A 13,530-nucleotide genomic window follows, 5' to 3' on the forward strand; every position below is an offset into this window, starting at 1 on the left:
CTTCCGGCCGAGCGTCCCGTCCCGGCCTTCGCCGCCCTGCCTCGTCCGGCGAAGGCTCCGCAACATGGGGGGTGGGACCGCCGATGGAGGCCAATTGCGCCCTGCCTGCGAGAGCGTAACATCAGGCCACCTCCGGCTCGCGATCCTGCCACGATCCGGGGGGCGGAAGGCCATTGGGGCCGGCGGGCGGCCCGGAATCGATTTTCTCGCGCGGTTTTCACAGGTTCTTGCAGATGTATCGACGCATTCCGACGATTTCCGGCACGAGGGTCCCGGGCATTCGCAGGTCACAGCGCCGCATCGCGAAGGGGCGGCGTCATGCGGGCACCTGATCGCGTCGTCATCCTGAACGACATCTCGACGGTGCGCGGCGGGGCGAGCTACCTGGTCACCACGCTCGCCCGGTCGCTTCGCGCGCGCGGGCTGGCCGTCACCTTCATCGCCGGCGACGACGGCAACCCGGACCTGGCAGGGGCGGGAATCGAGGTCGTGCCGCTGGGGGGCCGGGCGCTGATCCACTCTCCCGGCGCGTCGATGCTGCGCGGCCTCTACAATGGCGCGGTCCGCCGGCAGGTCGCGGACTGGATCGCGCGGAACGACACGCCCGGCACGGTCTATCACCTGCACAACTGGTCCAACATCCTGACCCCGGCGGTGCTGGACGCGCTGGCCCCGGTCGCCGATCGCTGCGCGATCCATGCGCATGACTTCTTCCTCGCCTGCCCGAACGGGGCCTTCCTCGACTATCCGCGCGCCGCGGTCTGCCAGCGGCGGCCGCTGTCCCCGGCCTGCCTCGCCACGCAGTGCGACAAGCGCAGCTACAGCCACAAGCTCTGGCGCTCGGCGCGCCAGGCGCTGCTGTGGAACCGGCTCGCGCCGTTCCTGCTCCGGGCACGCTTCGTCCTGATCAACGAGGCGATGCGGCCCTGGATCGAGCGCGCGATCCGGCCTGCCCATGCGCTTGCGATCGGCAATCCGGTCGCGCCCTTCGCCGATGCGGTCCCCGCGCCCGAGCGGAACCGCCGCATCGTGCAGATCGGCCAGGTCCAGCGGCTGAAGGGGGTGTTCGAACTGGCCGAGGCCGGGCGCCGGCTGGGCCTTGCCATCGATTTCATCGGCACCGGCGACAGCCTCGAGGAGTTGCGGCGGCTCTACCCCGAGCATGCCTGGCACGGCTGGATGTCGAGGGAGGCGATCGGGCGCTTCCTGCACGGCGCAAGGGCCGCCGTGGTGGCGACCCAGAGCCCCGAGCCCTTCTGCCTCGCGGCCTTCGAATGCGTGGCGACCGGCCTGCCGCTCGTCGTCTCGGATTCGATCCTGTCCGCCCGCCAGCTGGCCGCGGCGGGGGCGGCCATGACCTTCCGCGCCGGGGACGCCGGGGCGCTGGCCGCGACGCTCGATCGGATCCTGCGCGACGATGCCCTCGTCGCCCGCCTGGCCCGTGCCGCGCGCGAGAAGGGGCCGGGGCTGGCCCCCGGCCTTTCCGACTGGGTCGCGGCCCATGACCGGCTCTATCGCGGGCTTCTCGCCGAAAGTCCCCGGCCCGCCGGCCGGTGGCGGGCGACGGGCAGGCCCCTCCCCCTGCCCGAGGAGGCGCTGGAATGACGACACGGCGTGAGATGGTCGGCCTTGCCCTTCTGGCCGGAGCGGCGGGGGCCGCGGGCTCCCCCGCCTCGGCCCGGGCGCAGGAGGGGCAGCGGGTCTCGCTTGCGGATCTGCCGGACCTTCCGGCCGAACGCTCGCCGGTCTGGGTCGAGGGACAGGGATGGTTCTCGGCCGAACCGGCCGACGACCGGGCGCCCGACGGGGTGCTGCGCATCTCCGGCCCGGGCCTGCAGCACTGGCGGCGCGACGGGGCGCCGGGCGTGCTGCGGCCAGAGTGGTTCGCGGATCCCAAGGACGACGGCGACGAGGCGCTGGCGATCCAGCGCGCCTGCGATTTCGCCGCCCTGAACGGTCCCTTCGCGATCGACCTGGGGGCGCGGCGCCATGCCTGCCGGTCGCGGCTGGTGCTCGACCCGACCCGGGTGGCCCTGCGGGGCGTGGGGGCGGTGCTCGACTTCTCGGCCATGCCGGCGCCGCAGGTCCGTCCGCCGGTCGTGACCCTCGACACGATCTGGCCGGACAAGAACTGGAGCACCGAGGGCAAGGCGCTCGTGCATGCCGACGGTCAGCGGGACCGGCTGACGCGGCCCCTGGCGCTGCCCGAGGCCGGGCGCTACCGGGTCTCGCTGGCGATCTCCCGGCTGACGGGGACGGGCCAGACCCCCTTCCTGCAGGTGGCGCTGACGACCGAGGACAACCGGCGCCTCGGCGGCATCACCGCGATCGCCCCTGGCCGCTACAGCTTCGAGGTCGAGGGCGGCGAGGCCGCGGCCCTGCTGACGCTGGAAAGCGACGCGCGGCTGCGCCTCGAGAGCCTCGAGGTGGAATGGCAGGGCTGGCGGGAATGCGTGCTGATCCAGTCGACCGAGCAAAGCCCGCAATACGGTCACAAGTGGATCGAGGGGGTGGAATTCGCGGGCCCCGGCAACGGGACGCTGCTGCACGGGCTGCGCTTCGAGACCCGGGTGGCGACGCGCTCGTCCCGGCTCGACATGCATGGCGTGGTGGTGCGGGGCTTCCACACCGGGATGGTGTTCTCGCACCGCTCCTATCTGGTGCGGGGCTACAGCCTGCGCTGCATCTCGGAGATCGGGATGCACTTCCTCGGCGGCGCCGAGGATGCGGGAGAGCTGTTCTCGTTCTACGGCAGCATCATCGGCGGGGCGCGGATCGCCCTGCTGAACCAGGGCGCCGAGGTCTTCCTCGATGGCACCTCGGTCAATTTCGTCGACCAGATCATGACCGGCTCGGGCATGCTGACGCTGCAGGGCTGCCACCTGGAGATCAACCGCCCCAAACGGCCCGACCGGCCGCCGTTCGAGTTGTCGCGCGGCAGCGTGACGATCAGCGGGGGAACCTTCCTCGTCACCGGTGCGGGCTTCGAGGAGGGCAACGAGTGCGACGTCATCTTCCGGCTGCACTCGCGCGCGGCGACGGCGATGATGCGCGACGTCACGGTCTACAACCTCAGGACCCGGAGCGGCGCGCTGGCCGACGGGCCCGGCCGGCTCGACACCGACCGCCTGCGCGGCGGCCGCCCGCGCCACGTCGCCCCCATCGTGCAGTTCGACGCCAGCCGGAACCTGCTCGGCCCGCTGCCGCACGACAGCCGCACGAGCAACAGCCGGACCGGCGCCTTCCAGCGCCACCCCCTTGGCCGGGACGGCTTCAAGGCCGGGCCGGACTACCGCTTCGTGTGGCTCTGCGGCCGGGCCCGGCCGGGGGCGGAACTCGGCGCCGCCTTCGAGATCCGGGCGGACCAGCCGGGCCGGGTCGTTGCCCGGATCGAGGCGGTCCACGGCGAGAGCCGCGCGGCCATCGGCAGCGACTGGCCGCTGGAGGTCACCACGGACTGGACCACGTTCCGCGCCAGCACCGCCGACACCCATCCTGCCGCCGCAATGGACGGCCGCATGCCCGAGGGCTGGGAGCAGGTCGCGCTGATGTTCGACCTGTCGGGCCACAAGGGCACGGTCGAGGTCCGCAGCGTCTTCCTCTGCCCGATCTGAGGCCGGATCCGGGCGAGCCCGTCGTCCCCGGATCCGCCTTGCCGGCGGGCGGGCTGACTGCCGGTCCGGTCCCGCACCGCATCCCTGCGGCAGCGAAGGGACAGCCGGGAAATGCCCCGGTCGCGCGGGTCCTGCGGCCGGGGCGTCGCCCGCGCGGCGATCCATCCGGGGCCGGATCCGCGGGGGCGGGGCAGGCGCGGGACCTCATCGCACCTTGGGCGGCGCAGGGATGCGGTTCGGCAAGGGCTTCCCCTCCCCTTCCGGCCGATCCGATCACCCATATTGCCAATTGACGGCCGGAAGATCTCTACCTCTAATTGATCCTCATACGAATTTTCCACCTTCCTTCCGACAGCCGGTCAGCCACCCTGCCAGATGATTCAGGTTCGGGAACCTGTCCGGTGAAGCAGCCCCCCGCTGCTCCGCCTTCAGTACCTGAATTTTGACGAAGCGATTATATCCGGAGGTATTTTCATGAACGCCTCGCGTCTGGCGGATCCGCGACCTGCCACGCGGCCTTCCCCCGCTTCCCGGCCCGTGACCGCCCCTCCGCCGTCTTCCGCGGAGTAGCCCATGGCCCTCCGCCTCGACCCCGGCCTGTCGGCCCGCCCCGGGAACCCCGGCCGAATCCCGGTCGAGGATCATCCGGCCGTCGCCCCGGACAGCGAGGCCGGCAGCGGCAGGCCGCACAGGGGGCCGTCCGCGGGGCCCGCGCTGCGCGAGGCCGTGGCTCCGGGCAGCGTGATCGTGCTTGGCGCGGGCGTGGCGGGGCTTGCCGCCGCGCGGGTGCTGGCGGCGGCCGGCCTTGCGGTCACGGTCATCGACCAGTCCGACCGCTGCGGCGGCGCGCATCGCTCGCACGAGATCGGCCCCTATACCTTCGACCGGGGCAGCATCTTCTACGAGGAGACGGCCGAGCTTTTCGCCCTGGCGCCCGGGGTTCGGGACCTGTGCCCCCCGGTCTGGCGCATGGAACGCCGGGTCGGGCCGGAGGGGCGCCTGCTGCAATATCCGCTGGCCCTGCGCGAGATCCAGGACTGGCCGCTGCGGCGCAAGATCCGGGCCGTGGCCGACCTGCTGGCCGGCCGGGTCCTGCGGCGGCCGGACGGCACGCTCGAGGCGATCTGCCGGTCGCGGCTGGGCCGGACCTTCTACCAGGACACCGGCCTTGCCAGCTACATCGCGCGCTTCCACCATTGCCCTGCCTCGGCCATCGACCAGGAATTCTTCGTCCGGCGCATGTCGCATGTCGAGCGCTCAACCCGTCCCGGGGCGCTGCTGGCGATGGCCTGGCGGGCCGCCACCCGCCCCGCCCCGCAGGCCGCGCCGCGCTGGCCGTTCCGGGTCCGGCCCTCGGGGGGCACCGCGCTGCTCTTCGATCCGATCCGGCAGGCGCTCGAGGCCGCCTCGGTCCGCTTCCGGCTGCAGGAACGGCTGCTCGGGGTCGAGGCGGCGGCGGACGGCTTCACCGTCACCACGACCGCCGGCCGGCACCGGGCCGGGGCGCTGGTCAGCGCCATCCCGCTGGATGCGCTGCACAGGGCCGTGTTCGGCACGGGCTCGGGCCTCCTCAGCATCGACCTGCTCTCGCTCTTCGTCTCGGCCGACTGGCTGGATCCCGGGGCCGGCAACGTCCTGTTCAACTTCCACGCCGAAGGCCGCTGGAAGCGCGCCACGATCCATTCGCGGCTCTATCCCGACCGGCAGACCCCGCGCGAGTTCCTGTCGGTGGAGGTCACCCTGCCCCCGGGCGCCGCGGCCGATCCGGCCGAGGCCTTCCGCGACTTCAAGGCCCATGTGGAGGGGCTGGGCATCGCCCGCGACGTGGCGCTGGAAGGCCATGACGTGGTCGAGGCCGCCTATCCGCTCTACCAGCTGGGCGATGTCGAGACCGCCCGGCGCCTGATCGAGAAGGTCGAGCGGCTGGGCATCGTCTCGGTGGGCCGGCAGGGCCGCTTCGAATACCTGCCGGTCTCGTCGCTGGTGATCCGCCGCGTGCGGGAGGAGTTGTCCCGCAGCCTGTCCCTGCGGCAGGTCAGCCCGGGCTGACCCCGGGCCGGGGGCCAAGGGCTGCGTGGAGGCGCGCGACATCCGCCGCCGCCGCCGCGACGATGCCCTCGGGCTCGCCCGGCGGCAGGCCCTCCTGCCGGGCGCGGGTCATCAGCCGCAGCGCCTCGGCGGGCGCGGCCTCCGTCACGTCGAGCAGGAAGGACCCCCGCCCGATCGCGGCCATGAAGGCATCGAGCTTGGGATCCCAGCGCAGCCCGACTGTGGGCACGCCGCAGGAATGGGCCGCGATGAGGGCGTGCAGCCGGAAGGCCACCAGCACGTCGAGCCCGCCGATCGCGGCGCAAAGCGCGGCCGGCGTGTCCGGCGACAGGAGGCGGACGCCCATGGCCGCCAGCCGCGGCGCCAGCCGGTCGAGGCAGGCGCGGTCCTCGGGGCTGCCGTTGGTGAAGGCCCGGACCTCGTGGCCCGACCCGATCAGGCCCTGCGCCAGATCGAGGAACCACCGCTCCAGCCGGTCCTCGTCGGGGGCCCGGTCGGAGTGATAGCGGATCGCCACCGCGCTGGTCACGCCGAGGCCCGCCACCGGGCGGCCGCCCCGCGGACGGGGAGGCTGCGGAAAGACCCGGGAGGCCAGCAGGCCGGGGTCGCGGACCAGTTCGGCCTTCCGCCCCGCGAAGGGGGCGAGCAACTCGTTCCAGGCCTCGCAGGACGCCGCGTCCCGCAGGAAGACCGCGCGCAGGTCCGCCCGCGCGAGCGCGCGCCCGACCATGCGCAGGCCCGCCTGCGACCAGCCGCGCGACATGCCGCAGGCATGGATCGCCACCGGCAGGCCGCGCAGGCGGGCCTCCTCGAGCGCCAGCGAGAGCTTGGTGGGGAAGTTCAGGTCGAGATCGGCCAGCAGGTTGCCGCCGCCGATCACCACGGCATCCGCCCCCTCGAGCCCGGCCCGGTAATGCGGACGCCAGCTTTTCCAGCCGAGAAGCGCCAGCGGGCCGCGAAGCGCCAGGCGCCGGGCCGGCCCCGGCAGGGCGGCCAGCGTCGCCAGCAGCGCGCCCCGCGCCGGCAGGCCGCTGCCGAAGGACGTCCGGGCCGCCAGGTCGATCGAGCGGGTGTCGGGATCGGCCCCCAGTTCCACCAGCCGATGCTCCAGGCATTGCGCAAGCAGCCCGTCGCCGAGGTTCGGGCTGAACCTCGCGTTGAAGCAGCGGATCCGGAGCGCGCGGGCCGGGCCGGCGTCGGCGATCGGCGGCTCCTCCGTCCCCGGGGCAGGATCGGGCCCCGTCCGACGCAGCCCCGCGCCCGGCCCCGCTGCCGGGGCCCGCAGGCGGGGGCGATCGAAGAGGGGTCTGGACATCGATGGCATGGGGTCACCTTGCAGAGGAGGGGCCGGCGTCGCCCCGGTTCCGGCGGAGGCAGAGCGACAGGGATCGCCCGGCCGGCCGGGGGGCCGGCTTCGGAGGTCCCGGACGGGCCGGGGCGGCATGGGCAGGCCTCCCGGCAGGATCGGGGCGTGCGGCCGCGGGCCGGGAAGCCTCCCGCGGGCTCATGCGGTTCGGCCGTGGCCCGCCCGCCGTCCGGGCAGGGGGCGCGCCTCGGCCCGGGCCGGCGCCGCGACGTCCGGATGCTCGCGGATGGCACAGGCGATGGCGCAGAAGGTGATCATCAGCAGGCCGGGATCGGGCGAGGTCCCGCTGAGCCCCGCCGCCGCCAGCATCGCCACCACGCCCGCCCGCGCGGCCTGGAAGGTGCCGGCCTCGGCGCCGCGCCAGGACCGGCCGACCGCAAGCCACAGGAAGGTGGCCAGCGCCAGCGTTCCCGGCAGCCCCACGCTGCCCAAAAGCACCGCGACCAGCCCGTTCGACCGGAGCGAGCCCGCCCCTGCCCCCAGCCCCCAGGTCTCGCGGAAGGCGGCGAAGCCCGAGAGCGCCCAGGCCTTCCGCTCGATGCCCGAGGAGCTGTCGGCCTTGGCCAGGAAGATCCGCTCGAACAGGCTGGCGGCGAGGTCCGGCAGCGGCGTGAAGGCCAGAAGCAGGCAGGTCCCGGCGAGGAACAGGCAGATCCCCACGATCGATCCGATCACCACCAGGCGCTGCTGGGGCCGCAGGATCGACGGCAGCGCGCCCATGAGGATCATCAGCCCCACGACGCCCATCGCGAACAGCCCGGTAGCCGAAAGCGCGGCGATGGTGCAAAGCCCGTTGCCCGCCCCAAGCGCCAGGTCGCGGCCCCGCCGCCGTCCGATGAAGGCCGCGGTGAAATAGGCGAAGAAGGCGGCCGAGGCGCCGCCGAAGGACGCGGGCTCGGAATAGCCGCCGACGATGCGGGCGAAGCCGCCCATGGTCTGCTCGTTCGCGAGCGCATAGGTGGCGGTGCGCACCTGCGCGAGGATCGGGTCGAGCCGGGCCAGGTCCATCAGCCCGAGCACGATGTTCAGCGTGCCGGCGATGACCAGCGCCCGGTCGCCCCAGGCGATGCCGCGGCGGCGCAGCGAGTCCTTGAAGGTCAGGAAGACCAGGAAGCTGAGCAGGATGTAGAAGCTCTGCGAGATGTTGGACGAGCCCGGCCGCAGCGGCACGGGCACGCTGGAGAAGAACGGGTTGATCTGCACGCCCTTCATGCTGCGGGCGAGGGTGAAGACCTCGAACTGGCCCGCGAAGAGCCGGACCAGCACCACCGCCGAGAAGGCGGCATAGGCGGCATAGAACCCCAGCACGAGCGTGGAGGCGGTCAGCACCGGCGCCCCCCGCCCCAGAAGGCTCGCCACGATGACGAGGCCGCCGGTCAGGGCCGCGACAAGGCTGCTCGCGATGATGGACAGCCCGCCCAGGGCCGGCAGCGCGAGGGCCGCGAACATGCCGAACGGCAGGAGAGCGATGGCGAGGACGAAGCCATCGTCGAGCCTGCGCAGGACCAGGACCAGCCAGATCGCCAGGACGGCAAGGGACAGCGGATAAAATATCATGAACGCAAATCGAACCGGATGATGGCCGAGCATAGCACGAAGCGCCCGCCCGGCAGCGGAATTCCCTTCCCCGCGCCCCCCGCCAAGGGGCTGGTCGTCCTCCGCCGCAAGGCGTGGGCACCGCCGCAGGGAGAGGGAGGCCCGCCTGGCCGGCCGATCCTTCCGGCGCGGCACGCCGGACCGGCGGCGCAGGGCGCGCCCCCTCCGGAGGGGGCTCCGCAGAAATGCGGCGCGGGGCCGCCGGCGGGGGTCGCTTGTGCGCCGGTGGCGAGCGCGTAACATCGTCCCGCATCCGGCCGGATATCGGGGATCGAGGCGACGTGCGGGCCGTCTTCCGCCCTTTCGGACCGCCGCTCCATCCAGGCATTGCCAGGTCTTCCGGATGACCGCCCGAGGCTCTTTCCGATGGACGGCCCGACCCTTCCCCTTCCCCGGAGGCCCCGCCGCTTCCCGTTCCGCCTCTCCTTCCCGGAGCGATCCGCGCCTTCCCCCTCACGGAGCCGAGCATGAACCAGTTCCAGCCGGACTCGTCCGGGCCCTACGACGACGACTTCTACCGGTTCTACCTGGACAGTTCCTATCGCAGCGGCCGGAAGTATGCGGGTCTGCTGGCCTCGATCCTGGCGCCGTGCAGCGTGGTGGACCTGGGCTGCGGCCGCGGCGCCTGGCTCAAGGCCTTCCACGAGACCGGGGCCGAGCGCATGGTGGGGCTCGACGGCGACTGGAACGGCCCCGGCAACCTGGTCGATCCCGCCATCGACTTCCGCGTGGTGGACCTGAGCCGCCCGGTCCGCCTGCCGGGAGAGGAACGCTTCGATCTCGCCATGGCGCTCGAGGTGGCCGGGCCCCTGCCGCCCGCCGCGGCCGAGACCCTGGTGACCTCGCTGACCGGCCTTGCCGATGTGGTGATGTTCGGCGCGGCCTTCACCGCCCGGAACGGCACCCGCCCTCCGGACGAGCAGCGCCCGAGCCACTGGGCCCGCCTGTTCCTGAAGCAGGACTACCGGCCGTTCGACCTGTTCCGCCCGGTGTTCTGGGGCGATCCCGAGATCGACCACTGGTATCAGCAGAACACCTTCCTCTACGTGAAGGCACAGTCGCCCGCCATCGGCACGCTTGCCGCCCATGCCTGCGGTCCGGTCCGCAACATCGCCTTCATGGATTGCGTCCATCCGGAGCTGCTGCTCGGCGCCGTCCGTCAGGCCACCCCCCGCGCCGCCCTTGCGCAGGCCGCGAAGGGCCTGGTGCCCAAGCCGCTGAAACCGCTGGCCCGGCGGATCCGGCGGGCCGTCCTGCGGCCGTCGCAGCCCCGGGGCTGAGAGACGGAGCCCGCGGCCGGACGCGCGGAGATCCCGCCACCCCGGCCAGTGCCGGACCTGCCGCCGGAGGCTTGCCCCGGGCCGCCTCAGGGCAGGTCGAGCGCGCGTTCGGGTCGCATCCGGCCGCGGACCAGGTCGCCGAGCGCGATCAGGTTGCCCCGGAGCCGGCCGCGCCGGTCGGTCCAGGGCTCGGGGCGGAGGGATTTCAGGCCGTTCGCGACCAGGTTGCGCGCCAGCATCGCCAGCGCGCGCCGCGGGGCCATGCTGCGCTTGCCGATCAGGTAGAGCGGATTGGCCACCTGCGAATAGCCCAGCCGCAGGCCGCTGGTCCGGCCCGACTTCACGCCGAGATGCACGCCGCGCAGCGCCTCGTTCCGCACGATCCGCCCGAAGGGCGCAAGGCGGCGCGAGAAGTCCACATCCTCAAGCCAGCCATAGAGCGGCAGCCGCTCGTCGAAGCGCAGGCCCCCGAGCACCGGCCCGGCACGGAAGGCCATGTTGCAGCCATAGCCGTTGTGGACCTCGGTCAGCCGCGCGGGCGGCGCGGGGCTGGCCTCCGCCACCAGCCGCGCCGCCTGCGCATGGGTGAGGCCCGGGCCGCAGATCCCGTCCGCCAGCACCCGGCCGGTCATCATCACCACCTCGGGATGGGCCAGGAACCCCGCCTCCAGCCGCTCGAGATAATCGGGGGCGGGCAGGAAGTCGTCGTCGAGGAACAGCACGATCTCGCCGGGCCGGACCCGGTCGAGGATGGCGTTGCGCTGCCGCGTCAGCCCCTTCGGCGCGGCCAGTAGCCCGAGCCCCGCGATCGCGGGATCGAGCCGCAGGTCGGTGCTGCCCGCCACGCAGACGAGGATCCGATCCGGAGGGCGGCTCTGCCCCGCCACGGCGGCAAGCGTGGGCGAGAGCACCTCGGGCCGGCCGGTGGTGGCGATGGCGACGAGGATCCCGGCGGGCAGGGACGGGCCGTCACCGGACGGCGGGGCGGCCGGGGGAAGGGGATCGGGTCGGATGTCGGCGGGACTGGCGCCGTCGAGGGTCATGTTCATGGATGGGCGCGGCCGAGACGGCCGCCCTCTGGCAATGACGCCGGACCACACCGGGGCCGATAATGCCAGTCCGGCGGCTTCGGGCAACCGCTTTCCGCATCCCTGCGCCGAAAGCGTCCGAAACCGCGCCAGTAAGGAGGCGGGACCGCCCCGGGCACGCCTTCTGGGGAAATGGACAGACTTCGGCCGGTGGCCGACCATCCGGGAAGACAGGACGATTCGTTTCATTCCGGAACCGGGCGGAATTTCAACCGCTGGAGATTTTCTTTTGACGATTGATATCGGTGCGGAGGCGCCCCGCCGGGAAAGGCGTCCCAGTATCGTGAAGGCCGGGGTTCTGACCACGATGGCCCGCGTGCTGTCGCAGGCCTCGCAACTCGCCGTCTTCCTGCTGGCCGCCCACATCATGGGGCCCGCCCAGTTCGGGGTCTTCGCCCTCGTCTCGGCCGTGGCCGTCATCGCGCTGCGCGTGGCCCAGGCCGGCTGGGCGGAATTCGTGATGAGCTGGACAGGTGACGCGCAGGTGCCGGCGCAGGTGCTGGCCATGGCCATCCTGTCGGGCCTCGCGATGGGGGGCGCGGGCCTCGGGGTCTCGCTGGCGGTCGAGGCCTGGCCCGGCTTCGGCGACGCGGGCCGGCTGGGGATGCTCTTCAGCCTGTGGATCTGCCTCGCCACGATCTGGGGCGCGTACAACGGGCTCCTGCTGCACCGCGAGAGGCTGGCCGCCTCGGCCGTGGCGCTGATGCTGGGCGAGGCCGCGGGCTTTGCCGTCTCGGTCTGGGCGCTGCTCGAGGGCCACGGCATCTTCGCCCTGGCCTACGGGCGGCTCGTCCAGCAGGCCGTGCAGCTCGCGCTCGCGCTCCGCATCCTGCGCCTGCGCCCCCGGCTGGGGATGGAGCGCGAGGTGCTGGGGCAGCTGATGCACTTCTCGGGCAACATCCTGGCCGCGCGGACGATCTCGACCTTCCGGATCTATGCCGCGACCTTCGTCATCGGCGGCTTCCTCGGCCCGGCCAGCGTCGGCTACTTCCGGCTGGCGCAGCGCCTGGTGGGCGCCTTCGCCGAGGTGATGAGCGAGACCGCCCGCATCATGGCCTGGAGCATGTTCCGCAGTGCCCTCAGCCGGCACGGCAGCACCCGCGGCTTCCAGGAGGAGGCGAGGATCTTCTTCCCGGCCCTCCTGGTCCTGGGCGTGCCGGTCTTCGTCTGGATCGCGCTCGAGGGCGAGACCCTCGTCACGGGCCTGCTCGGCCCCGAATGGGCCCCCGCCGCGCCGGTGATCGCGGTCGTGGCCCTCACCCAGTGCCTGCTGCTGCCGACCTATGCCTCCGAAGCCCTGCTCTCGCTGGCGGGCGAGGTGCGGCGGATCCCGCGGGTGTCGCTGTTCAACGCGGGCGTGGCCATAGGGCTGGCGCTGGTCACCGGACCCTTCGGCATCATGGCGGTGGCGCTGGGGCAGGCGCTGGCGGCCGCCATCGCGCTTGTCACCAGCATCTGGCTGCAGCAGCGCCATGCGGGTCTCGACTGGCGCCCGATCCTGTCCGCCGGCTTCCGCGCGCTGCCCGCCCTCGGTGCGGGGGTGGCCCTGCTGCTGCTGCTGCGGATGCAGCCGGCCCTCGCCTCCCTGCCGCCGCTGCTGCGCCTCGTCGCGGTCGCGCTGCCGGTGCTTGCGACCTATGCCGCGGGCCTCGCCCTCGCCTATCCCGGAGCCGCGCGGCGGGGTGCGGCCCTGCTTCTGCGGCGCGCGAGGGCGGCCTCATGAACCGGCTGACCTCGCTTGCCCGGCGCGGCCTGGCCAGCGCCAGACTGCCCGCCCGGACCGTGATCGGCCGGCTGCGCCAGTACGGTCCCCGGCCGCCGCGCTTCGCGGGCGCCTATGGCAGCGTGGCCGAGGCGCTCGCGGCCGTGCCTCCCGGACAGCTGGCGGGCTATGACCACGAGGCTGCGACCGAGGTCTCGTTCGAGGCGATGATCCAGGTGCATCTGTGGGATTATCCGGTGCTGTTCTGGCTCGACCGGGTGCTGAAGCCCGGAATGACGGTGCTGGACGCCGGAGGACATCTCGCCACCAAGCACACCGCCTTCGGCCGGCTCCTGAACCTGTCAGGCATCACCTGGGCGGTCCAGGATCTGCCCGCCATCGTCCGGCGTGGGCGCAGGCTTCAGGCCGAGGGGCATCTGCCCGCGCATCTGCGGTTCCACGAGGATCCGGCCGACTGCCCGGCCCCCGATGTGCTGCTGGCCTCGGGCCTGCTGCAATACCTTGACCAGCCGCTCTCGGAGCTTGTCGGCCGGCTGGCCCGCCGTCCGTCCGTCATCCTCCTCAACAAGGTTGCCACGCGGGACGGTCCCGAAGTGGTCACGCTGGAGCGGATCGGGGAAACCCGGGTTCCCTATCGCATTCGGGACCACGCTCAATTCAGGCGCGAGCTGGATACCCTGGGATTTCATCTGGCGGATGAATGGGTGATTCCCGACCTCAGCCACCGGATTGCCACCCATCCGGCATTGGGAGCAAGCACCAGCCGGGGTTTTGCCCTGACCTCCGATCCTCCGAAAGCCGTATGAGCGGTATA

9 protein-coding genes are annotated in these 13,530 nt (G+C 72.7%); 6 read left to right on the forward strand and 3 right to left on the reverse strand.

What is annotated here, in order from left to right; translation table 11 throughout:
* Positions 1–318 precede the first annotated feature (318 nt).
* The 3 genes from CK951_RS20605 (at position 319) to CK951_RS20615 (ending at position 5,663) form a co-directional block, all read left to right on the forward strand.
* Positions 319–1,605, forward strand: a complete 1,287-nt coding sequence (locus tag CK951_RS20605; protein ID WP_096788081.1) for a glycosyltransferase — start codon at positions 319–321, stop codon at positions 1,603–1,605.
* The gene (locus tag CK951_RS20610; protein ID WP_157764701.1) at positions 1,602–3,614 is read left to right on the forward strand and encodes a hypothetical protein; all 2,013 of its coding nucleotides are present in this window, start codon (positions 1,602–1,604) and stop codon (positions 3,612–3,614) included. Before CK951_RS20605 ends, CK951_RS20610 begins: the two co-directional genes overlap by 4 nt.
* A gap of 573 nt (positions 3,615–4,187) precedes the next feature.
* Entirely contained in the window at positions 4,188–5,663 is a 1,476-nt protein-coding gene (locus CK951_RS20615; RefSeq protein ID WP_157764702.1) for an FAD-dependent oxidoreductase, read from the forward strand.
* Here CK951_RS20615 and CK951_RS20620 read toward each other — a convergent pair.
* Together CK951_RS20620 and CK951_RS20625 are read right to left on the reverse strand one after the other, a co-directional pair.
* Positions 5,650–6,978, reverse strand: a complete 1,329-nt coding sequence (locus CK951_RS20620; RefSeq protein WP_157764703.1) for a polysaccharide pyruvyl transferase family protein — start codon at positions 6,976–6,978, stop codon at positions 5,650–5,652. The genes CK951_RS20615 and CK951_RS20620 overlap by 14 nt on opposite strands.
* A gap of 189 nt (positions 6,979–7,167) precedes the next feature.
* A complete protein-coding gene (locus tag CK951_RS20625) occupies positions 7,168–8,586 on the reverse strand; it encodes a hypothetical protein (RefSeq protein ID WP_157764704.1) in 1,419 nt (472 codons plus the stop codon).
* Positions 8,587–9,092: 506 nt separating this feature from the next.
* Between CK951_RS20625 and CK951_RS20630 the strand changes: the two genes are divergently transcribed.
* Positions 9,093–9,905: a class I SAM-dependent methyltransferase gene (locus tag CK951_RS20630; RefSeq protein WP_096788085.1), complete on the forward strand. Its 813-nt coding sequence runs from the start codon at positions 9,093–9,095 to the stop codon at positions 9,903–9,905.
* A gap of 86 nt (positions 9,906–9,991) precedes the next feature.
* Here the strand turns inward: CK951_RS20630 and CK951_RS20635 are convergent, their stop codons facing one another.
* Positions 9,992–10,954, reverse strand: a complete 963-nt coding sequence (locus CK951_RS20635; protein WP_232520808.1) for a glycosyltransferase family 2 protein — start codon at positions 10,952–10,954, stop codon at positions 9,992–9,994.
* A gap of 322 nt (positions 10,955–11,276) precedes the next feature.
* Here CK951_RS20635 and CK951_RS20640 point away from each other — a divergent pair, with 322 nt between their 5' ends.
* Entirely contained in the window at positions 11,277–12,716 is a 1,440-nt protein-coding gene (locus CK951_RS20640; protein ID WP_157764705.1) for an oligosaccharide flippase family protein, read from the forward strand.
* The gene (locus CK951_RS20645; RefSeq protein ID WP_096788087.1) at positions 12,713–13,522 is read left to right on the forward strand and encodes a methyltransferase, TIGR04325 family; all 810 of its coding nucleotides are present in this window, start codon (positions 12,713–12,715) and stop codon (positions 13,520–13,522) included. Before CK951_RS20640 ends, CK951_RS20645 begins: the two co-directional genes overlap by 4 nt.
* The last annotated feature ends 8 nt before the right edge of the window (positions 13,523–13,530 follow it).

The organism is Rhodobacter sp. CZR27, assembly GCF_002407205.1.
Classification (GTDB): Bacteria; Pseudomonadota; Alphaproteobacteria; order Rhodobacterales; family Rhodobacteraceae; genus Cereibacter_A.

What these genes read in the sequence shown, in the direction of transcription:
- CK951_RS20605 (WP_096788081.1), top strand. Translation starts at nt 319, where the DNA reads ATGCGGGCACCTGATCGCGTCGTCATCCTGAACGACATCTCGACGGTG.
- CK951_RS20610 (WP_157764701.1), top strand. Translation starts at nt 1,602, where the DNA reads ATGACGACACGGCGTGAGATGGTCGGCCTTGCCCTTCTGGCCGGAGCG.
- CK951_RS20615 (WP_157764702.1), top strand. Translation starts at nt 4,188, where the DNA reads ATGGCCCTCCGCCTCGACCCCGGCCTGTCGGCCCGCCCCGGGAACCCC.
- CK951_RS20620 (WP_157764703.1), bottom strand. Translation starts at nt 6,978, where the DNA reads ATGTCCAGACCCCTCTTCGATCGCCCCCGCCTGCGGGCCCCGGCAGCG.
- CK951_RS20625 (WP_157764704.1), bottom strand. Translation starts at nt 8,586, where the DNA reads ATGATATTTTATCCGCTGTCCCTTGCCGTCCTGGCGATCTGGCTGGTC.
- CK951_RS20630 (WP_096788085.1), top strand. Translation starts at nt 9,093, where the DNA reads ATGAACCAGTTCCAGCCGGACTCGTCCGGGCCCTACGACGACGACTTC.
- CK951_RS20635 (WP_232520808.1), bottom strand. Translation starts at nt 10,954, where the DNA reads ATGAACATGACCCTCGACGGCGCCAGTCCCGCCGACATCCGACCCGAT.
- CK951_RS20645 (WP_096788087.1), top strand. Translation starts at nt 12,713, where the DNA reads ATGAACCGGCTGACCTCGCTTGCCCGGCGCGGCCTGGCCAGCGCCAGA.